This is a genomic window from Stenotrophomonas sp. WHRI 8082 (assembly GCF_040223995.2).
In the GTDB taxonomy this organism is placed as follows: domain Bacteria; phylum Pseudomonadota; class Gammaproteobacteria; order Xanthomonadales; family Xanthomonadaceae; genus Stenotrophomonas.
Genome location: NZ_CP167826.1, coordinates 2093846 through 2115812 on the forward strand (window position 1 = coordinate 2093846; position 21967 = coordinate 2115812).

15 protein-coding genes are annotated in these 21967 nt (G+C 62.4%); 14 read left to right on the forward strand and 1 reads right to left on the reverse strand.

The window, feature by feature from the left end; all coding sequences use genetic code 11:
* The first annotated feature begins 241 nt into the window (after positions 1–241).
* From ABRP17_RS09165 to ABRP17_RS09200, 8 genes are all read left to right on the forward strand, one after another.
* Positions 242–4720, forward strand: a complete 4479-nt coding sequence (locus ABRP17_RS09165; protein WP_349985691.1) for an autotransporter outer membrane beta-barrel domain-containing protein — start codon at positions 242–244, stop codon at positions 4718–4720.
* Positions 4639–5001 (forward strand): helix-turn-helix transcriptional regulator, encoded by a 363-nt coding sequence (locus ABRP17_RS09170; protein ID WP_349985692.1) that lies wholly within the window; start codon positions 4639–4641, stop codon positions 4999–5001. The genes ABRP17_RS09165 and ABRP17_RS09170 overlap by 82 nt, the downstream gene beginning before the upstream one ends.
* Positions 5002–5521: 520 nt before the next feature.
* Positions 5522–9277 (forward strand): autotransporter outer membrane beta-barrel domain-containing protein, encoded by a 3756-nt coding sequence (locus ABRP17_RS09175; protein ID WP_349985693.1) that lies wholly within the window; start codon positions 5522–5524, stop codon positions 9275–9277.
* Between the two features lie 53 nt (positions 9278–9330).
* Positions 9331–9555 carry a helix-turn-helix transcriptional regulator gene (locus ABRP17_RS09180; protein WP_349985694.1) on the forward strand — a complete coding sequence of 75 codons (225 nt, stop codon included), beginning with the start codon at positions 9331–9333 and terminating at the stop codon, positions 9553–9555.
* A gap of 189 nt (positions 9556–9744) precedes the next feature.
* Entirely contained in the window at positions 9745–13683 is a 3939-nt protein-coding gene (locus tag ABRP17_RS09185; RefSeq protein ID WP_372486741.1) for an autotransporter outer membrane beta-barrel domain-containing protein, read from the forward strand.
* A 51-nt stretch (positions 13684–13734) separates the two neighbouring features.
* A complete protein-coding gene (locus ABRP17_RS09190) occupies positions 13735–14436 on the forward strand; it encodes a type IV secretion system protein (protein WP_349985696.1) in 702 nt (233 codons plus the stop codon).
* 111 nt (positions 14437–14547) lie between these two features.
* Positions 14548–16932, forward strand: coding sequence for an ATP-binding protein (locus tag ABRP17_RS09195; protein ID WP_349985697.1), 2385 nt, complete (start codon positions 14548–14550; stop codon positions 16930–16932).
* A 111-nt stretch (positions 16933–17043) separates the two neighbouring features.
* Positions 17044–17715, forward strand: coding sequence for a response regulator transcription factor (locus tag ABRP17_RS09200; RefSeq protein WP_349985698.1), 672 nt, complete (start codon positions 17044–17046; stop codon positions 17713–17715).
* 15 nt (positions 17716–17730) lie between these two features.
* On the opposite strand, the gene ABRP17_RS09205 is transcribed toward ABRP17_RS09200, so the two are convergent.
* Positions 17731–18339: a response regulator transcription factor gene (locus ABRP17_RS09205; RefSeq protein WP_349985699.1), complete on the reverse strand. Its 609-nt coding sequence runs from the start codon at positions 18337–18339 to the stop codon at positions 17731–17733.
* Positions 18340–18910: 571 nt separating this feature from the next.
* On the opposite strand from ABRP17_RS09205, the gene ABRP17_RS09210 reads away from it, so the two are divergent.
* The 6 genes from ABRP17_RS09210 to ABRP17_RS09235 all read left to right on the forward strand — a co-directional run bounded on the left by ABRP17_RS09210 (position 18911) and on the right by ABRP17_RS09235 (position 21966).
* The gene (locus tag ABRP17_RS09210) at positions 18911–19042 is read left to right on the forward strand and encodes a hypothetical protein (RefSeq protein WP_372486742.1); all 132 of its coding nucleotides are present in this window, start codon (positions 18911–18913) and stop codon (positions 19040–19042) included.
* Positions 19043–19059: 17 nt separating this feature from the next.
* Positions 19060–19398, forward strand: a complete 339-nt coding sequence (locus ABRP17_RS09215; protein WP_188325694.1) for a hypothetical protein — start codon at positions 19060–19062, stop codon at positions 19396–19398.
* Positions 19399–19488: 90 nt separating this feature from the next.
* Positions 19489–19962, forward strand: a complete 474-nt coding sequence (locus ABRP17_RS09220; RefSeq protein ID WP_372486743.1) for a GspH/FimT family pseudopilin — start codon at positions 19489–19491, stop codon at positions 19960–19962.
* On the forward strand, positions 19953–20426 hold the full coding sequence (locus ABRP17_RS09225) for a type IV pilus modification protein PilV (RefSeq protein WP_372486744.1): 474 nt from the start codon (positions 19953–19955) through the stop codon (positions 20424–20426). Before ABRP17_RS09220 ends, ABRP17_RS09225 begins: the two co-directional genes overlap by 10 nt.
* Positions 20423–21403 carry a PilW family protein gene (locus ABRP17_RS09230; protein WP_349985701.1) on the forward strand — a complete coding sequence of 327 codons (981 nt, stop codon included), beginning with the start codon at positions 20423–20425 and terminating at the stop codon, positions 21401–21403. Before ABRP17_RS09225 ends, ABRP17_RS09230 begins: the two co-directional genes overlap by 4 nt.
* Positions 21403–21966 carry a PilX N-terminal domain-containing pilus assembly protein gene (locus ABRP17_RS09235; protein ID WP_188325698.1) on the forward strand — a complete coding sequence of 188 codons (564 nt, stop codon included), beginning with the start codon at positions 21403–21405 and terminating at the stop codon, positions 21964–21966. The genes ABRP17_RS09230 and ABRP17_RS09235 overlap by 1 nt, the downstream gene beginning before the upstream one ends.
* Position 21967: the final 1 nt, after the last annotated feature.

Consider the following 21967-nt stretch of genomic DNA (forward strand, 5'->3'; position numbering starts at 1 on the left):
TACTTCGATATCTCAGCTCGCATTGGGTACGTGGTCTGCCGCTGTGGTTTCCTTAGTGCAGAAGGCGACAGAAATATAGAAATCCTTCGGTTGAACATGGCGCGAGAACGCGCTGATATGTAATCCCGCCTTTCCCGAACGGCATGCTTCGCAGCCGTCATCAGCCTGGAAGTATGGCTGCGCGGCATGCGCCCTCCCTCGGGGCGGTGCGGGAAGGGGCCGTTGAACGGCCCCTTTTACCTTGGTAACCGGTGGGACGAGACTACCGAGGAATTACCTGTTTCCTTTTTGCGACCCATCAAGGAGGACAGGATTGGCCGCTCTCGGGGGCGGCCACTTTTTTCAGCCAGCGGCTCCGAAAAATGACTGTGGACCCAATGGGTCGATGCTCGTTACCTTGGCTGCGCACCATTTAGAAGTTCTTCGATACCGTCCTCAAGCACCAGAAAATATCGTGAAGCCTGAATTCTCAAAACGGGCTGGCGACATGAAAACCTCGATCTCCAATCGACATGCTTTAGCGCTCGCGGTCAGCAGCGCGCTTTTGATGACCTCCTGGAACACAAGCGCGACGCCGGTAGTGGCCGATGGCGTACACCGCGAGGTGTCGGACATTGACGCTGACAGCGACGTGCGCGATTGGAGCCACGGCCTGTCAGCGGTAAATGGCGGCACGATCACTGCGACCGATGTCCATGCCACAGGCAATGGAGCCAACAGCTCCCACGGTGTCCATGCCGAGGGAAGCGGAAGCCGTGTCGATTTCACCGGCGGCGAATCAAGCGCCGTGGGATTCCAGAGCAACGCTGTGAACGCGCGCCTTGGCGGAATGGTGGTTGTCTCTGGTGCGTCCCTCTCCACGTCGGGTACAGAGTCGGCGGGTATGAAATCGATCACTGAAGGATCTGCGGTTGCCTTCTCTGACGTGGATATTGCGACAAGCGGACGCGGTAGTCATGCCATGCTCGTCATGGAGCAGGCCACCATGACCGGCGCCAATGCTCGTATCTCCACGACCGAAGAAGTAAGTGACGGCGTCCACGTGCTGGGGGGATCAAGCTTTACGGGTACAGGCTTGCAGATTGAAACGACCGGCGCCCAGTCACGTGGCGTGGCCACGGGCGATGCCGGCTCGCGGCTGACGATCTCTGACAGCTCGATCGCCACCTCAGGGATGGTGGCCCACGGCGCCCGTGCGCGCGACGGTGCCCTCCTGGAGATGACCAACGCGCAGGTTAAAACCACCGGCGCACGCAGCAAGGGCGTGGATCTACAGGGCGGCAATGGTGTGATCATCGGCTCGTCGTTCGAGTCTGCGGGCCATGGTCTGGATGTGTGGCAGGGAGGTTCAGGTGACATCACAGAGAGCGACTTCACGACCACCCAGGCTGATGCGTTTGGACTGCGGGTGATGCAGAGTGGGACGTTGGCCGTGCAGGGGAGCTCGATCACGACGCTCGGTGCCAATGCACATGGCGTGGTGGCGTCTGCAAACGGGGCGGCAGAGCTTGCCGACACTCGCATCGAAACCCTGTCCAACCTGGCCGATGGGCTCAATATCCAGGATGGGGGGAGGGTGATCGCTACGAATGTCGACATTCTCACTCAAGGTGGAGTGGCCTACGGCATCAAAACCGTAGGCACTGGCAGCAGCGCTGTTTTCACCGGTGGCTCCATTCGGACCGAAGGCGAGTCTTCGGACGGAGCGGAGGCTGCGGAGGGGGCTACGGTACAGATCGACGGCACGGAGATCGCTGGGACGGGCGCCTATGTGATCGGTGCGGGCGCAAACACGGGCGGGCAGGTGGAGGTGCGCAATGCATCCATCACGTTGGTCGGCGGCATCACCCAGCATGGACTTGATGTCCGCGACGCGGGGAGCCGTGTCGCTGCATCCAACACGACTGTCGATATGTCCGGCTACAACGGATCGGGGCTTTTTGCGAACACGGGCGGCGAAATGAACGCGACCAGCATGACCGTGACCACCTCTGGTGAGATGGGCGATGCAGTGCGCGTTGGGGATGGCACGATGACGATCGCCAACTCCACCCTCTCCACCACCGGGGGCTATTCCAACGGCGTGCGCACCGTGTCGGGCGGCCAGACAACCGTGGTGGGCTCTGGAATCAGCACCCAAGGCAAGGACGCTTATGGGGTGAAAGCCGAGGGCGCGAATTCGCTGATTTCCTTGGCAGGCGGTGAAATCACCACGACGGGAAGTGCGGCCAGGGCGATCTCGGCGGAAAGTGGTGCAAAGGTGACGGTGGACGGCACGATCCTCGACACCGCCGCGCTTGAGGGGCGGGACGCGCACGGTGTGTATGTGGCCACCGGCGGTTCGGCCGAACTTGCCAATGCATCGATCACGACCACCGGAGAGCGGTCTCGTGGCCTGCTCAGTGACGGCGTGGATTCGACGATCACGGCGGCCAACACCGCAGTGATGACCAGTGGGCTTCAGTCCTTCGGTGCGATGGCCATTGCAGGCTCTGGCATTGAGCTGGATCGTGTGGACATCACCACCACCGGTGACAGTGCGCATGGCCTGTTCGCCAACCAGGGCAGTACGCTGACCGCCAACAACATCGGTGTGGCGACGTCGGGTGCCGGCTCCATGGGCATCAATGCCAACTCGGGCGCAACGATCGACGTCACTGGCGGTGATATCAGGGCGCTGGGCGCGGATGCGCGCGGCATCCTTTCCACGGCGGGGGCCACGGATCTCAACTCGGTGCGGGTGACCGACAGTCAGATCCTGACCGGCTCGGCCGCGGCCATCGAGGTGCGCGATTCGGGTCTTTCCCGTATCGAAGTGACGAACTCTCGTATCGAAGGAGGCGGCGGCCTGTTGATGACCAACGGTGCTGGGTCAGTGGGCCAAAGCGTGCTGCAGGCTCAGCGCTCGGAGCTCGTGGGCGATATCGTGTTCAGTGATGGCTACGACGCGGTTGTCGATCTGTCTGAGGCAACCACGCTCAAGGGTGCCGCTCAGAACGTTGCCCTGATGGACCTGCAAGACAGTGCTTGGGACATGACCGGCGATTCCCGCGTAGGTAACCTGTCGGCCAGCAACAGCGCCATCGCCTTCAACCACGACGATGGGGCATTCAAGACCCTGACCGTAACCGGCGATTACGTGGCCGACAACGCGGTGCTGCAGATGAACACCGTGCTGGGTGACGACGCCTCGCTGACCGACAAACTGCACGTGCTGGGCAATACCGCCGGGCAGAGCGGCATCCTGGTCAGCAACGTGGGCGGGCAGGGCGCGGAGACCTTCGATGGCATCCAGCTGGTGCAGGTGGATGGCGATTCGGCCGGTGTGTTCAACCTGCTGGGCCGTGCGGTGGGCGGCTCGTACGAGTACTTCCTGCATCAGGGCGGGCTGACTGATCCGACCGATGGTGACTGGTACCTGCGTTCGGAGTTGCCGGTTGAGCCGCCGGTGGATCCGGATCCGTGCACGATAAACGCCGGTGGCCCGGGCTGCCCGGTGATCGACCCGCCGGTCGATCCTGTTGACCCTGTGGACCCGCCGGTTGATCCCGTTGACCCGGTCGACCCTGTCGACCCGCCGACCGACCCCGTTACTCCGGTGGATCCGGTTGACCCGGTTGACCCGGTCAATCCGCCGGTCGATCCCGTGGAGCCGCCGGTGGATCCGGTTGACCCTGTCGACCCGCCGACCGACCCCATCGTCATCGACCCGCCGGTGGACCCGGAGATCGTTGATCCCCCGGTCGTGCCGCCGCCGACCAAGATCTACCGCCCGGAAACCGGCGCCTATCTGGCTAACCAGGCCGCAGCAGTGGGCATGTTTGACATGACCCTGCACGAACGACTGGGAGAGCCGAACCTGGCGGAGCGCCTGAAGTCGGATGACACGCTCAATTCGGCATGGGTCCGCACGACCTCAGACCACACCCGGTTCAACGCGGGCGAAGACCAGTTGGACGTGGCCAGCCGCCAGTCGATGCTGCAGGTGGGTACTGACTTCGCCAAGTGGGGCGATGACAGCCGCGGCTTGGCGGGCATCATGCTGGCCACGGGCAAGTCCAGCAGTCAGACCACCTCCAACGTCACCGGTTACGGTGCCAAGGGCGAAGTGGACGGCAAGGCGCTGGGTCTGTACGCCACGTGGATGCAGAGCGCCGATTCGGAGAAGGGGGCTTACCTGGATGCTTGGCTGCAGGCGGCGCGCTTCAAGAACGAGGTGCAGGGCGATGCCTTGGCGACCGAACGTTATGACAGCAAGGCGCTGATGGCCTCCATCGAAGCCGGCTACGCGATGCAGCTGCATGAGGGTGCCGACAGCACGCTGTACCTGGAACCGCAGGTCCAAGTGACCTACACGGACTATTCCATGGACGGTGACCAGCACGTAGAAACCAACGGCACCACGGTGAAGACGGTCGATGCCGGCGGCCTGCAGACACGCTTGGGCGTGCGTTTGTACGGGCATGACACCTCCAGCGAAGGGAACCGGGTGCAGCCGTTCGTGGCCGCCAACTGGATCCACAGCGAAGGCGACAACGCGGTGGCGTTCAACGGCGTACGCCTGTCCGGTGGTCAGCCGAGCGATGTCTACGAGTTCAAGGCCGGTGCGCAGCTGCAGATGGGCGGTGGCTGGACGGGTTGGGGCGAGCTGAGCACGCTGCGCGGCAAGAACGGGTACCGCAACTACGGTGCGCAGATGGGTGTGAAGTACAGCTGGTAAAGGGACCGAAGGGGCGCTCCGGGAAGGGCGCCCCACGTCATTGGGGTCAAAACAGGACAAACACGCTTGATCTGAATGCCCTCACTCGACGCGAGAGGACCGTTGTCGAGCTGCTGGCGCAAGGATATGGAACGAAGGAGATCGCTGCTCGACTTGACCGGGCGGCTCCTACGATCAGCACCCAGAAGAAAAGTGCTCTACGTAAGCTCAAGATTCGCTCTGCTGTGGACCTTGCGCTTCAGTTGAATGGCGTCTCCAAGTTTCAAGGTCCTAATGGCTGAGCAAATTTCGCCCACTACCACTTCGCGATTTGTTTCTTTCCCTTTCGTCAACGCTGACCATCACGGGCTACCTTGCTCAGCTCAATTACTGGACTGAGTACGTTGAGAGCAGTCACCACATTGTCGTTTGCGGGCGTCTGCCGCGCTTGGATAGCCTTAGCCATCTGCTCGGATAGCGAGCCATAGATGCGAACGGTTTCCTTCCGTGCGCTACCAGCTGTTACATAGTCCACATCGGCCGCCGCCTCCCCACGGCCAGTGAACTTTAGCTACGGCACATCCACTGCGGTGATCAGCTGCTCAACCGTCTTCATGCCGCTTTGGTCAAGTTTGGACGAAGCCGCACCAGTTGACCTGGGGCAGCATCTAACAAAGCCCGCTGACGCGGGCTTTGTTTTAGTCGCACTAGGGGTGCACGGACCAACGTGCGTCGGCGACGCAATTAGAAGTAGTTCGATGGGAATGGGAGGGGGGCGCACCTAGAGTGCAAGCCATCAACTTTCCTCCGAAGGCTTCCACCATGAATCCGAACATCAATTCCAGCAGGCACGCCTTAGCTCTAGCAGTCGGCGCGGCCCTTATGTTTCCGGCGGTGCATGCCTCCGCTGCGAACAACCCGCTCAGCGTCAAGGGCGAGCAGAAAGAGGTCAGCGGGGGTACCTACGAAACGACGAACCAAGGTTGGAGTGCGGTAAAGGCCAGCCTTGAAGGCATCATTACGGCTGAAGGCGTTACTGCCATAACGACAGGATCGTTCTCTGATGCCGTTCTGGCCACCGGAGTGGGGTCCTCGATCACCTTCAATGGGGGGAGCATTTCCACATCCGGGCGTGAAGCATCGGCCGTACGCGCCTCCAGCGGCGGCACGGTTAACGTGGGGCGCGATTCTTCCGCATCAGGCTCAGTGATCACTGTTGATGGAGACGACGCTGCCGGCGTGCGTGCTGGCAGGAGTCAAGTGAATGTAGTGGGTGCGACCATCGTCAACAACGGAAACTCCGGCGGCGCGAACGTCGGGGCCGGCGTACAGGTGGATACCAACGGCGTCGTCAACCTTGAGGACACGAACATTGTCATGAATGGCCGCGGCCTTTCCGGTATCGGCGCAGGACGTGCGGGCGCCACCGTCGATATGGTTGGTGGCAGCATCACGACGGGGGGAGACTCCGCACGCGGTGCGAATGTCTTCTGGGGTGCCACGGCTAACTTCGATGGCGTGACGATCGTCACCAGTGGACAAGGATCGACTGGGTTGAAGGTTGCCAATGGTGGCGATGGTGGAGTCGATAACGGTCTGGCGACGACGGCGAGCTTCAAGTCCGGCGTGATTTCCACCTCCGGCAACAAATCCGTTGGCATTGACGCTACGAGCGGCGGCGCGGTAGAGCTCGTCGATACGGTGGTTGAGACGTTTGGTGCCAATGCTCATGGCATCTCTGCAACCGACGCCGGCACGGTGAATGCACGCAACGTGGATGTCACCGTGCACGGCGATGGAGCCGTAGCGCTGATGGCCAGCGGCGCAGGTGGCATCATCAATCATGATGGCGGCACACTTACCAGTGAGGGCGGCTTGGGCAACGCCGCTGCCGACATACGTCTGGCAACGGTCACCTCGAAAGCTGGCGCAGCCGTCTCTTTGAATAACGTTTCAGTTCAGAACCTCTATACCAATCTCGTCTCTGGTCCAGATGGCCAAATCCCGGACGTGCGGCTCGGCATGGGCGTCATGGCCGAGGGCAGCACGGTCAATATTGTCGGAAGTACTGTCCAGGCGCAGGACGCGCTGAGTGCATTCGACGGAGCCACGCTGGAGGTCAGTGACAGCTTCATTGAATCGCTGGGCGGTTGGGGTGTTCTCGCTTCTGAGGGCTCCACGGCCAATGTGCAGGGAGGCACAATTATGGTGCGCCAGTCGGAGGTGAGCACTACCGTGCCGAACGCTACCGGTCGTGCGGTGAACGCGACAGATGGCAGCCGGATCAGTTTGTTGGACACTGCTGTTGAGGTCCAGCAGTTTGGTGGTGTCGGCGTGGAATCCTTCGGTGCTGGCTCCCTGGTCGATATGACCGGCGGTAGCGTCATGATGACCGCGGACAATGCCTATGGCGCCATGGCTGGCTACGGTGACTGGGTGCCGGGTCTGCTTGAAGGCACCATCAACCTCACCGGCACTCAAGTGGAGTTGCGCGGCACGGAATCGATCGGCTTGCTGGCCCACTACGCAGGTGATATCAACGCAGTGGATACCACGGTGCTCGCATCGGGGGCGGAGTCCTACGCAGCCTATGTCGACAATGGCAAGCTGGATCTTGACGCCAGTTCATTGGTGGCCGCCGGTGAATCCGGTGTCGGCCTGATGGCAAATGCAGGTTCCCAAGTGGATGCTCACGGGAGTGAAATCCTGAGCAGTACAGGCACCGCGATCATGGTGGACGGAGATGCCACCATTGACCTTGTCATGTCCAAGGCATGGAGCGGGGCCGGTTCGCTGTTGGCAAATGATGTATCCGAAGATGGGACCGGCCTGGGCACCACCCGCTTCAACGCTGCCCGCTCCGAGCTCACCGGTGACATTGTCTTCAGCGATGGCTATACGGGAGTTGTTGATCTGTCGGACGGAAGCAGCTTGCACGGCGCCGCACAGAACGTCGACGATTTGCGCTTGGCGGATAGTCGTTGGGACATGACGGGTGACTCGCTGGTAGGAATGCTGTCAGCCAGCAACAGCACCATCGCGTTCGATCATGACGACGGGGCATTCAAGACCCTGACCGTGACCGGCGATTACGTGGCCGACAACGCAGTGCTGCAGATGAACACCGTGCTGGGCGACGACACCTCGCTGACCGACAAACTGCACGTGCTGGGCAGTACCGTCGGGCAGAGCGGCATCCTGGTCAACAACGTGGGCGGGCAGGGCGCGGAGACCTTCGATGGCATCCAGCTGGTGCAGGTGGATGGTGAGTCGGCGGGTGTGTTCAATCTGCTGGGCCGTGCGGTGGGCGGCTCGTACGAGTACTTCCTGCATCAGGGCGGGCTGACTGATCCGACCGATGGTGACTGGTACCTGCGTTCGGAGTTGCCGGTTGAGCCACCGGTCGACCCTGTCGATCCGCCGGTCGATCCGGTGGATCCCGTTGACCCGGTCGATCCGGTGGATCCCGTTGATCCGATTGATCCGCCAGTCGATCCCGTCGATCCGGTTGACCCGGTTGACCCGGTTGACCCGGTCGATCCGCCGACCGACCCCATCGTCATCGACCCGCCGGTGGACCCGGAGATCGTTGATCCCCCGGTCGTGCCGCCGCCGACCAAGATCTACCGCCCGGAAACCGGCGCCTATCTGGCCAACCAGGCCGCAGCAGTGGGCATGTTCGACATGACCCTGCACGAGCGTCTGGGCGAACCCAATCTTGCGCAGCGGCTGAAGTCGGACGACACGCTCGCCTCGGCCTGGGTCCGCACGACCTCTGACCACACCCGGTTTAACGCGGGCGAAGGCCAGTTGGACGTGGCCAGCCGCCAGTCGATGCTGCAGGTGGGCACGGACTTCGCCAAGTGGGGAGATGAAAGCCGCGGCCTGGCCGGCATCATGCTGGCCACCGGCAAGTCCAGCAGCCAGACCACCTCCAACGTCACCGGTTACGGTGCCAAGAGCGAAGTGGATGGCAAGGCGCTGGGCCTGTATGCCACGTGGATGCAAAGCGCCGATTCGGAGAAGGGGGCTTACCTGGATGCTTGGCTGCAGACGGCGCGCTTCAAGAACGAGGTGCAGGGCGATGCCTTGGCGACCGAACGTTATGACAGCAAGGCGCTGATGGCCTCCATCGAAGCGGGCTACGCAATGCAGCTGCATGAAGGGGCAGATAAAGCCTTCTACCTGGAACCGCAGGCCCAGCTGACCTACACGGACTATTCCATGGACGGTGACCAGCACGTAGAGACCAATGGCACCACCGTGCAGAGTACTGATGCCGGCGGCCTGCAGACCCGCGTGGGCATGCGCCTGTACGGTCACGGCACCTCCAGCGAAGGGAACCGCGTGCAGCCGTTCGTGGCGGCGAACTGGATCCACAGCGAAGGCGACAACGCGGTGGCGTTCAACGGCGTAGGCCTGGCCGGTGGCCAGCCGAGCGATGTCTACGAGCTCAAGGCCGGTGCGCAGCTGCAGATGGGCGGTGGCTGGACGGGTTGGGGCGAGCTGAGCACGCTGCGCGGCAAGAACGAGTACCGCAACTACGGTGCGCAGATGGGCGTGAAGTACAGCTGGTAAGGGGTCCGAAGGGGCGTCCCGGGAAGGGCGCCCCTTTTCGTTGGAGCAACATAATGTCGAAGAATATTCATCTCGACGCTCTCACAGAACGAGAGAGGGCCGTTGTCGATCTTCTGGCTCGAGGCTATGGGACGAAGGAGATCGCTGCTCGACTTGGCCGGGCGGCTCCCACGATCAGCACGCAGAAGAAGAGTGCTCTACGCAAGCTCAAGGTGAGCTCGGCGGTGGAACTTGCGCTTCACATAAATGGAGTAACTGTGCTGAAGTGGACTGACTAGCAAACTCTCGAAGCTGCACTAATTGACCTGGAGCAGCGTCCAACAAAGCCCGCTGACGCGGGCTTTGTTCTCAGTGAGCCTTGATGACAGCTGGCGATGTGTTATCCGTCTATTCGAAGTTATTCGATACAAGTGTTTCCTGCGTGTTTCTAGACTTTGCCTCAGAAAATCAACTTCCGAGGCACGCAAATGAACTGCAATTATCGACCATCGCGCCACTCGCTTTCGCTTGCGATCGCGGGGGCAATGCTTGCCTCTACGGGCACGGCGTTAGCCGACAATGTTGTCGAAGCCGATGCTGCGAAGGTGGAAACCGTAGGCCAGACTTACTTCAGCACCAGCCCGGGCCGAATCCCGATGGTTGCCAAGGAGGGTGGTGAGCTGATTGCGCGTGACACCGTGGTGACTGTCGATGCGCAGGGCACAGTTGCGATCCTTGCAGACGGCGGGTCAGTGGCGTTCGATGGTGGCAGCATCGCTGCCACTGGCTATGAGTCGGGAGGAGTCCGTGCCGTCAACGGTGGCACTGCCACGCTCTCCAATACGGTTCTTACGTCCAATGGAGAATTTGCGGAGGGGATGAACGCTTTCAACGGAGGCCGCATTGAGGCGACCGCCGTCACTTTGGAGACTGCTGGCGACGCGGCTCTTGGGGCTCTTGCAATGGGCGCCGGGAGCTCTTTGCGTTTCACCGGGGGCAGCATCGCCACTACTGGCAAGAATGCCCACGGGGTTTGGGCCGATGCCGGGGCGCAGATTACGGTCGAGCAAGGCGCAGATGGCGTAGGTCCGGTAATTGCAACCTCTGGCGAGGATGCGTTGGGATTGTGGTCCAGTGATGCGTCTTTGCAGGCCACTGGGGTCACTGTACTCACCGATGGGTTCCACAGCCATGCAGCGGGGGCAGGGCCTGGCGGGACGCTTGATATTAGTGACAGCAATCTAAGCACCACAGGCATCCGTGCCGTGGGTGTGGCCGTTTGGGGAAATGCGCGCGCCACGCTCGATGGTGTACAGATCCACACGGACGGCGACACCTCTTCGGGGGCATCGGTATACAACTCTGGATCCATGACCGTGGTGGACTCGCTCATTGAGACGATGGGCGCGGCCGCCCACGGTGTTGAGGCGGGCGGCGGTGTGTCCACCATCGAAAGCACTGACATCCGCACGGAAGGCGGTGCCTCACACGGTGTCTATGCCACCGGCGGTGGCTTGGTTGAACTGAGCGCCAACGCCGATGGCACTCCTACCACGGTCACTACGGTCGGCGATGGCGCTGCGGCACTGCGCGCGTCGGACGCAGGAAGCGTGATCAACGCGTCCACCACGGTAATCAGGACCGAAGGTGATCGATCTGGCATAGGCTCCTCGGGCGCCGTGGCCGATAACGGCGGCGAGATCAATTTGGAAAACTCATCCATTGAAACGTCTGGCTATTTCTCGGACGGTCTGGATTCGGAAGGTGACGGATCGCAGGTTTCGATGACCGGGGGCAGCGTCCTCACCACGGGTGATCAGTCCAAAGGGGCAGCCGCTTACAGTGGCAACAACAGTCTGACCTTGGACACTGTCCGGATCGAGACCCGGGGCGAAAGTGCGCGTGGCGTGGTGGCTTCAGGCACCGGATCGCGCGTGGATCTTCGTGATACCGAGGTGCTTACCGCGGGGACGGGGTCCTTCGGCGTGCAGTCGGTGGGCGCCCAGGTCGAGGTCTTGGGCGGAACGATCACCACCACAGGCTCTGCCGCACGCGCTATCCAGGCTGAAGAAGGTGGGCAGGTGTCCGTTGATGGCACCTCCATCATTACCAGCGCCGTCGGCGGTCGGGACTCTCATGGTGTGTACGTTAAGACCGGCGGCTTGGCTGACGTGGTCAACAGCTCGATCTCCACCACCGGCGAGCGCTCGCGCGGCCTGCTGGCAGACGGCTCCAGGTCACGAATCGGGGCGTCGAATGTCGAGATAAACACGGGTGGCTATCAGTCCTATGGTGTCTTGGCGCAGGCCGCCAGCCAAGTGGACCTGCAAGGTGTCGAGATTCTCACCAGTGGCCAGAACGGTCACGGCATCGTATCGCTGAGCGGCGCCAAGGTCGAAGCTAACGAGGTCCTGGTCGAGACCAACGCCCTCTCTTCCTACGCCCTGTCGGCAAACACGGGCGGCGCCATCGACGTTCATAGCGGCACCATCCGGGCATTGGGTGACTCATCACTCGCCGTGCTGGCCGTGGCCGCTGCAGATCAGACGACCGCGATCAGCCTTGAGAACTCGGATGTATACGCGGCGCAGGCAACGACGTTCCAGGTGCGCGGGGACGGGACCAATGACATTACCCTGCGTGGAACGCGTGCAGCCAGTGGTACGAACAGCCTGCTTCGTGATGCGCTTGACGGTACGGGCACCGTCAACTTCAGCGCCGCAGGATCCGAGCTGCTGGGCAACGTGGATTTCAGCGAAGGCTATACCTCGAATGTCACCTTGACCGAGGGCAGCTCGCTGAAGGGCGCTGCACAGAACGTCGACGACCTGCGCCTGGATGACAGCCGGTGGGACATGACCGGGGATTCCCGTGTGGGGGACCTGTCAGCCAGCAACAGCACCATCGCGTTCAACCACGACGACGGGGCATTCAAGACCCTGACCGTGACCGGCGATTACGTGGCCGACAACGCGGTGCTGCAGATGAACACCGTGCTGGGTGACGACGCCTCGCTGACCGACAAACTGCACGTGCTGGGCAATACCGCCGGGCAGAGCGGCATCCTGGTCAACAACGTGGGCGGGCAGGGCGCGGAGACCTTCGATGGCATCCAGCTGGTGCAGGTGGATGGTGAGTCGGCGGGTGTGTTCAACCTGATGGGCCGTGCGGTGGGCGGCTCGTACGAGTACTTCCTGCATCAGGGCGGGCTGACTGATCCGACCGATGGTGACTGGTACCTGCGTTCGGAGTTGCCGGTTGAGCCACCGGTCGATCCGGTGGATCCCGTTGACCCGGTCGATCCGCCAGTCGATCCCGTCGATCCGGTTGATCCGATTGATCCGATTGATCCGCCAGTCGATCCCGTCGATCCGGTTGACCCGGTTGATCCGCCGACCGACCCCATCGTCATCGACCCGCCGGTGGACCCGGAGATCGTTGATCCCCCGGTCGTACCGCCGCCGACCAAGATCTACCGCCCGGAAACCGGCGCCTATCTGGCTAACCAGGCCGCAGCAGTGGGCATGTTCGACATGACCCTGCACGAGCGCCTGGGCGAGCCCAACCTGGCGCAGCGCCTGAAGTCGGACGACACGCTCAATTCGGCATGGGTCCGCACAACCTCAGACCACACCCGGTTCAATGCGGGCGAAGGCCAGTTGGACGTGGCCAGCCGCCAGTCGATGCTGCAGGTGGGTACGGACTTCGCCAAGTGGGGCGATGACAGCCGCGGATTGGCCGGCATCATGCTGGCCACCGGCACGTCCAGCAGCCAGACCACCTCCAACGTCACCGGTTACGGTGCCAAGGGCGAAGTGGATGGCAAGGCACTGGGCCTGTATGCCACGTGGATGCAAAGCGCCGATTCGGAGAAGGGGGCTTACCTGGATGCTTGGCTGCAGACGGCGCGCTTCAAGAACGAGGTGCAGGGCGATGCCTTGGCGACCGAACGTTATGACAGCAAGGCGCTGATGGCCTCCATCGAAGCCGGTTACGCGATGCAGCTGCATGAAGGAGCAGATAAGGCCTTCTACCTGGAACCGCAGGCGCAGGTGACCTACACGGACTATTCCATGGAAGGTGACCAGCACGTAGAAACCAACGGCACCACGGTGAAGACGGTCGATGCCGGCGGCCTGCAGACCCGCTTGGGCGTGCGTTTGTACGGGCATGACACCTCCAGCGAAGGGAACCGGGTGCAGCCGTTCGTGGCCGCCAACTGGATCCACAGCGAAGGCGACAACGCGGTGGCGTTCAACGGCGTAGGCCTGTCCGGTGGTCAGCCGAGCGATGTCTACGAGCTCAAGGCCGGTGCGCAGCTGCAGATGGGCGGCGGCTGGACGGGTTGGGGCGAGCTGAGCACGCTGCGCGGCAAGAACGAGTACCGCAACTACGGTGCACAGATGGGCGTGAAGTACAGCTGGTGAAACACAAGGCATCGGGTGCCCGCCGGGCGCCCGATGCCTCACGCATTGCTGGTGGTTCCCCTGATCGTCAACACCGAGGCCGCGACCGACTTGAAGATATTCAGCTCCTATCTGCTTCTCCAGCAGAAGCATAAGCAGGCAGAACGAGAGGCCCGCGCCTGGCGTTGGGCGGCGGTAGGAATAGGTGCTATCGCCTTGGTGGCTGTCGCCGGGCTGGCTGCGTCGGTAAACCGACCGCCGCCCAAGCCACTCATCACCCGGGTCGATGCGGATGGCAGCGTTGCCGTGCTTGGGCGGGCGACTGCCGATTACACCGCGGCCGCACCGGAGATCGAGCACTTTCTCAAGACGTGGATACTGTGGGTGCGTGCCGTGCCTGCGGACGCGTCGCGGCGTGAACAGAATCTTGCCAGTGCGATGCGTGTCCTCCGCCCAAGGGCGCTGTCCAGGCTGAAGGGCTGGTTGGCGCAATACCGACGCCCGCACGATCCGCCGCCGTTGACGGTGGAGATCATCTCAATCACCGCAGAGTCGGGAGAGCGTTACGAGATCCGCTGGAATGAGGTCGCATCAGATCCTCAGGGTGCCGACCCGCTCACCTTGCGGTGGACGGCAGAGGTGAATGTCCAGCAGGTAGCTCCCGCCCACGACGTGGACCTGACCAACCCTTTGGGGCTGTACATCACCGACTTCCGCTGGATGCCGTCCTCCGGGATGCCGGCAGGCTCTCCGTCTTCACATCAATTCGAATAATTTCGAATTGTGGTGCGTGCTACGGTGGCACCCCGTCGATGGTTCCGGTTGCCTGCGGCAGCGCCTCGTCCTGCCAACGTCGGATATACGGCCCGCCAGAGGAAACTCCCTGTGACTGCTGCACTTCAGCGATGGTCCATCGCATTGCGGCGCGGCTGGCCAAGCGCGGTCGCGATGCTGATGTTCACCCTCCCGGCCTTGGCCAGCACGCCTGGCTTCACCGCGGCCGAGCGCCAGTGGATTGCGGAGCATCCGGTTGTCTACTATGCCGGCGCACCGAACGTCAGTCCCCTTGAAGACATTGTGGACGGCACATACCAAGGCCTGATCGCGGCGTATCTGGAGACGCTTTCCGAGCGCACCGGATTGTCCTTCCAGCTCGTTCCCACGCGCACCTGGGAAGAGTCCCAGCAGGTCTTCCTGCAGGGACGCGTGGACCTGTTTCCCAATGCCAGCCCCACCACGGTAAGTCCCGAGGTGGACCGCTCACTCCGCTACTCGCAGGCGTACTTCGCCAGTCCATTGATTCTGGTGACGCGCGGCGACGCCGCCTCGACGTTCGGGCCGGACACGTTGACGGGCAAGCGTGTGGCGATCCGTGGCGGCCCTGATATCCAGAAAGTCCTGACCGATCGTCGGCCCGGCGCTATACCCATCGAGGTCATCAGCCCCGAGGACAGCCTGCGGAAAGTGGTGGACGGAGAGGCCTACGCTTCGGTGGGCACCGAAGCCACCCTGTCGCCGCTGCTGCGACGCAAGTACGGGCGCCAGCTGGGTATTGCCAGCATGCTGGACATCCCGCCTTACCGGGCGCAGATGGGGGTGCGCGCCAGCAATCCAATGTTGCTGACGATTCTGGACAAGGCATTGGGATCAATCACCGCGCGCGAGAGCGACGAGATCTACGAACGTTACCTGTCCCAGGCAGATTACGGTGCGCCCACCATCTGGTCGATCCTTCACTACCGCCGCGTGGAACTGACCCTGTTGCTGCTGGCGGTGGCGTTGTTGGCCTTCTTCGGCTGGCGGGCACGCGAGGCGCGACGTCGCGCCGTACGCAGCGAACAGACCAAGGCACGCTTCCTTGCGACCATGAGTCACGAGATCCGCACGCCGATCAACGCCATGCTCGGCTCGATCGAGCTGCTGGGCCGTACTTCGCTCGATGAGAGGCAGAGAGGCTTTACCGACGGTGCCACGGTCGCGGCCGAGGCGCTGATGGACCTGCTGGACAACGTCCTGGACTTGTCCAAGCTGGATGCAGGAAAGCTGACGTTGGAAAAGCTGCCCACGGATGTCCGCGTGCTGCTGCAGCAGGCGGTCGACCTCATCCGCCCGCGTGCAGATGAAAAAGGCTTGATGATCAACTACGGGCTGGAGTACCAGGTCGATGGCTTGGTGATGATCGATCCTACGCGCCTGCGTCAGATAGTGAACAATCTGCTGGGGAACGCGGTCAAGTTCACCAAGCGCGGATGCGTCAACCTGGACGCCCGGCTTGAACCATCGAGCCCGTCGGATCCGCGTAGCGCCACGCTGCTGATCCGGATCACGGATACCGGGGTGGGCATTCCCTTTGACCAGCAGCACCACCTGTTCCAGGCCTACTCCCAAGCTGATGGGTCGACGACGCGTGAGTTCGGCGGCACCGGCCTGGGACTCACCATCTGCCGCGAGCTGGTCACGATGATGGGGGGCAGCATCACGCTGGACAGCATCCCGGAGACCGGGACCACCGTGGCGCTGGCGATCCCGGTCAGTCTGGTCGAGGCGGCCTCGCGCCTGACCTTGCCGGCCGAGACCGATCGCGCTCGAACGGCCACGGCCGCTGCTGCGCAGCATGCGCCCCCCGCTACGGTATTGGTGGTCGAAGACCATCCTGGTAATCGGGCGCTGATCAGACAGCAGCTGCACGAACTGGGTGTCGCGCCAACTCTGGTTGAAAGTGGCGAGGCTGCCTTGGAGGTCCTTGCACGTGAGTCCTTCGATCTGGTGTTGATGGACTGCCACATGCCGGGCATGGATGGCTATGAGACGACACGGCGAATCCGGGCGGTGCCCCGGGCCGAGCATCTGCCGGTGGTGGCTATCTCGGCATCCACCGGCGCAGAGCATCTGGCGCGGTGCCTGGAATGCGGCATGGACGGCGTGCTGCGCAAGCCACTGCGCCTGCAGGAGCTACAAGGCATCCTGGAGCTGTGGCCCGTCCGGATCGGTTCACCCCGCATCGAGCCCGTAGAGCCGACAGTGATCGGGATCGACCATGAAGCACTGCTGCGGGAGGACATGAATGCGCTGGATGCTGCGTTGGCCAATGTCGATCTGGATCGGGCACATCACTACGCACACCGGATCAACGGGGCCGCGTTGATGTTGGGCTGGACAGCGTTGGCGCGCTGCGCGCAGGCGGTGGAGTCAACAATAAGCGAAGGCGGCATGCCTCCCGACAGCCTCGTCGACGCGCTGCGTACGGCATTGGACGCAGCAACAAGATAATGTCACGCACGGCAAAGTGAATGGAGGCAGCCGGCTTCCATCCATACCGTGGCGTCGAATCACCACGCTCTGGTAATCTCGCTGCGGCGGCTCACTCCGGGATTATCGACGATGCATCCGAAAAAGATTCGCGTGGTGCTGGTCGACGACCACCCCATCGTCATAGAGGGTATCCGTGGGCGGCTTTCCGGCGTGGAGGGTATCGATATTGTGGGTACCTACACCAGTGCGCGCGATCTCATCCGCGCACTCGGCGCAGCCGGTAATCCAGCGGATCTGGCAATCGTGGATTTCTCGCTGGGGCCGCAGGATGTGGACGGCGTCAACCTGCTGCGCTCGCTGCGCACGCGCTTTGGCGACCTCGCCATCCTGGTATTGTCCTCCCACTTCAACCCGGCGACCGTATCGCTGGCGCTGCAGGCTGGTGCCAATGGATTCCTATCGAAGGGAGAAGGGGCCGATGAGTTGCTCGTGGCGATCCAGGCCGTCACCAGTGGCAAGACCTACCTGAGTGGCGCCATGCGACAGCAACTGGCCGATCTGAGCGGCCTGCGCGCCCAGCGCGACGCCCTCCCGCAAGGTCTTGCAGAACCGCTTACACCGAGGGAGCATGAGGTGCTGCGCTGTATCCTCGATGGCATGTCGACGACGGAAATCTCAGCCAAGTTCTCGCGTGCGGTAAGTACCATCAGCACGCAGAAGAAATCGGGCTATCAGAAACTGGGGATCCGTACCGATGCCGAGCTGTTCAAGGTGCGCGCCTTGATCGAGAAGACCGGCTGATCCTCCGCGTTCCGATCAGTGGAGCGGCCAGCGGAAATCAGGCGGCAGCAGTTTCAGGAACTCGTTCTCACTGCTGACCTGCAGTTTCCGCAGCCCGCTCCATTTCTGCGCACTCACCGTGCTGGTGGCACGATCCAGCGCCTTGGCAATCTGGGTCGTACACAGGCCATCGGCAACCAGTTGCATCACTTCCTTTTCCCGAGGCGTGAGCTCGTGCAATGCCGAAGCAAGAAAGTCCACGCCGTCCCCGGGAATGCGTGGCCGGCTCATCTCGACGACTGACCGCACCGTGGATGCCAGCGTGTCCAAAACCTCGCACTTGCCAACATAGGCATCTGCACCTGCGGCGATGCACATGGCACGTGCGCTGCTTGTCAGATCGGAACTGAAGACCACCAACCTGCAGTGGGAGCGGTGCTGTATGGCTTGGAGCAGTGCCTGCGCTTTGGCGGCATGCTCGCCCTGGAAGCAGTCGAGTACCACCACGTCTGCATGATGATCCTGCAGGTGCTCCAGCAATGCGCCGGCGCTACGGAAATCTTCGGTGATCCGGATGCCATAGAGCGTGTTGAAGAACGCGCGCAAGCCGGTGCGCACAAGCGCATGCTGATCGAGCACGATCACGGTTGTATCAGAACGCATGCGACGCCCTCCATCTGTTAATTCATGGGCCGCACCCATGATCAGATAAAAGCGATCCGAACGATTTCGAAATGCAGGGCTGCACGACAATGAATCGTCTCGAATGGGTACTGCAGACCACAGGCGCGAGGTACCGTGCGGGCACGCGGACGACGAGCGTCGCCCGCTTGGTCATCTGTCTGCACGCTTCACCCCGGAGTACCGCGAAATGTCATCTGTTCACGACAACGACACCATGGAGGTCCTGCCCCACACCTGCGAGGCGGGTGACTTGCGTTCGGGTGATCTGATACTCGCGTGCATTCCAGGCTGCGCCGAGTTTCTATGCCGCGTTGGACGTGTCAGACGTAACGAGCGAGGACAGGTAAGGGTGGATCTGACGGATGGATTCGGCAGCATCTATTTCCACCCGCATGACAGGATCCGCTGCTTCTGAGGCGCGGCCGCAACGCATTTCGAGGTTCTTCGATTCTTAATTCGGAGCGTCCTTCCTATTCTCCGTCGGCAGCGCCGGATTCCTGGCCAGTGAGTGAGGGAATAGATGGAAACCGTGTTGAAGATACTGCTGGTTGTAGCCGGTGCATGGACCGCGGTAGCGGCGTGTCTGGGCCTGATGCTTGGGCGTTGGATGAGCCTGCAGAAGGATGTGTCCGACCGCGATGGGCTGACGGGGCAGGTACGGTGAGCCTGTCAGGTCCATCGATGGACGCTACTGACCCCTTGCGCAACCGGTTGGCAACGATCGTCCACGCATGGCTGACCCACCTGGCCATGAACGACGAAGAGTTCGAGATGGTGGCCGGCAAAGACAAGCTGCGGATGACGATGGCGACCGCTGCGATCCTGCAGGTTCTCATTGGTGACGATGCACGCCTGGGTGCTGCCACCAAACGCATCACCACGCTGCTGCAGCGACGGGATCTTGCAGTAGGGACAGGCGACACCAAGGCCGAGAACGCACCGAAGTTTGAAGCACGTGTGGTCCGCGACGGCGATGCCAGTACTCCGACTTCACTGGATCGGCGCTCGACGTTGCGGTAGCTCGCCGCTGTGCACGGAGTCTGCCTTCTTTCATCAGAGCAAAGCATGAGCTGTAGAGCTATCCCGAACCGATTCACCACCGGCTTCACCTTGTTGGAATTGATGGTCGCGTTGGCGGTGCTGGCGATCCTGGTATCGCTCTCGATGCCCTCCTTCTCCGCGCTCATTGCACAGACGCGAATTGCCAGTGCAACCAACGACCTGTTGAGCGACATGGAGTTTGCACGTCATGAGGCCATTCGCCGCAATGACAGCGTGGTCCTGTGCGGTTCGCGAGACCGCTCTGGATGCGCGTCCGACGGCTGGCAGCAGTGGATCGTCACCACAGGAAAGGGGCTTGTGCTGCGTACTGGTCACATGCCGGACAGGAGTGACGTGACGGTTTCCGATGCGCTCCGACGTGGCCTCGTCTTCCAATCGACCGGGCTGGTGAGCATGGGCGGCCGCATGCCGGCAGAGGGTTCGATCCTGGTTTGCAGCACGGCGGTACTGAAGCGTTATCGGGTGGTCATAGGGAGTGGTATCTCGCTCCAGCGTCAGAAGGAGGATCAGGGGTGCGGATGATGACGCGGGGAGCGGGTTCGAGGCGGGGCGTGGAAGGAGCAGGCCTGATCGAAGTCATGGTGGCGGTGCTCTTGCTATCCATCGGCGGGCTGGCTACGGCGTCTGCGCAGTTGGTTGCACTGAAGCGCAATGAAGGGGCGCTGGTCAGAACGGCCGCCGTCTACGCCACGTCCAGCCTCGCCGAGGCAATCCGTGCCAACCCGGCCGGATTCCAGTCGGGTGCATATGATACGAAGGGCAGGGTCTGCACGCATGACGAGGCCCCGATCGGGGATCTGGCACGGCAGGACATCAGTCGCTGGTTGCAGGGGCTGAGCGGCCAGGGGGATGCCACCATGCAGGTGTGCGGTGCAGTGCGCTGCACGGCCGACGCCTGTATGGCGTCGATCATGTGGGACGACCAACGCGCCGGTGCGGGCACGGATCCGGGTGTGGTCGAGATCGAACTGGGATTCACGCCATGAGGCGCGCGGCGTGCAGTGGACTCAGCCTGGTCGAGCTCATGGTGGCGCTCGCGCTTGGCCTGATGCTCATCATGGCATGCGGCAGCATTTACCTGAACTCGGCCGCCAATGCCCACAGCACGATAGGCGTGTCACGGACCCAGGAAGCTGCCAGGGTCGCCATGGAGCTTATCGGCCAAGACTTGCGTGGCGCGGGCGACACGCTGTGCGACAACCGGCACGCGGTGGTCAATCTTCTCGCCCAACGGGACAACCTGTTCTGGCAGACGCTGTCCGAGCCGGTACGAGGGGCCGATGAGGCAAGCAGTGGACAGGTCTTTCAGATGCCTGGCCTCGACGCGGGAACCGCTGAAGCCGAGCGGCTGGCCGGAACAGAGGGCATCCGGCTGTGGACGTTGACTCCTCTGCAGCTCTCGGTCACCGACATGGCACAGTCCGCGCATCCGATTCCGGTAACGGGTGTCGACACGCCGGCGGTAGGCGATGCGTTGCTCGTATGTGATTTCAAGGTCACCACCCTGCTGCGCGTGACCGCAACGGGCGCTGCCATCGGGCATGCCGCTCCCGCCAATTGCGTGGATTACTTCGTCCGTGCCAATGCCTGCGCGGGCGCCATGCCACCGCTGGCGACCATGCAGCGCTATGGTCCTGATACCGCGATGGCGCTACCGGAACAAGTACGCTGGTATGTGGGCACCGGCCCGGACAAGCGCGCGGCCCTGTATCGCAGCGTGGTGCGTGACGGTATACCGGCACGCGCTGCGGCGATCGTGCCCGGCATCGACAGCTTCCAGCTCAGGTACCTGGTCCGGGGTGGGTCGCGCTACGTCACGGCCGCCGAGGTCCCGGATGCGGAGTGGCACAACGTGACCGCCGTCTCCGTGCGCTTCTCTGTCGTACCCCAACTGCCGGGGCGCACCGGCGACACGGCGGCGCGGCATTTCCAACACACGTTCCAGATAAGGTCCCGCAGCTGATGCGCGCCGTTCAAAGCAATCGCGGCGGACAGCGTGGCATCGCCCTGTTTGTCGTCCTGATCACCTTGTTGCTGCTGTCGATCGTCGCAGTGATGAGCTTGAATGCCGGCGTACTGCAGGAGCAGATGACATCGTCCATGCGCGACCGCGCGCTGGCGCTGCAGAACGCGGAGGCCGCACTCGCGGCGGCCGAAAAGACGATCCAGCTGAAACGGTTCGGTGCTGGTGGCGAAGGGACGAACTGCTCTGAAAGCGGGCTTCCTGGCAGCCCTGCGTGCCGTCCCCTGCCCATCAGCAGCGGCGCAACCGAGGCCGGCCGAAGCTGGCAGGTGGCGCCGGATGTTCAGAGCAACGGGATCAGCGCGGGTGCGCCTGAGTATTCAGTGCAGTACATGGGCCGGCGCGAGACACATGTCGAACTGGGCTTGGGTAACGAGCCCAACTACGGTGAGTCACCGGGTCTGGTAGAGGCGGAATACTACCGCGTGCTGGCCCGTGGCTCGAACCCGGATGCCAACGGGCGGGCACGCGTGGTGCTGCAGACCGTCGTCGTACGTGAGTGAG

Bases quoted from the DNA above. Each gene is read 5' to 3' on its own strand.
- ABRP17_RS09175 (WP_349985693.1), top strand. From the start codon at position 5,522: ATGAATCCGAACATCAATTCCAGCAGGCACGCCTTAGCTCTAGCAGTC.
- ABRP17_RS09180 (WP_349985694.1), top strand. From the start codon at position 9,331: ATGTCGAAGAATATTCATCTCGACGCTCTCACAGAACGAGAGAGGGCC.
- ABRP17_RS09185 (WP_372486741.1), top strand. From the start codon at position 9,745: ATGAACTGCAATTATCGACCATCGCGCCACTCGCTTTCGCTTGCGATC.
- ABRP17_RS09200 (WP_349985698.1), top strand. From the start codon at position 17,044: ATGCATCCGAAAAAGATTCGCGTGGTGCTGGTCGACGACCACCCCATC.
- ABRP17_RS09215 (WP_188325694.1), top strand. From the start codon at position 19,060: ATGGACGCTACTGACCCCTTGCGCAACCGGTTGGCAACGATCGTCCAC.
- ABRP17_RS09230 (WP_349985701.1), top strand. From the start codon at position 20,423: ATGAGGCGCGCGGCGTGCAGTGGACTCAGCCTGGTCGAGCTCATGGTG.
- ABRP17_RS09235 (WP_188325698.1), top strand. From the start codon at position 21,403: ATGCGCGCCGTTCAAAGCAATCGCGGCGGACAGCGTGGCATCGCCCTG.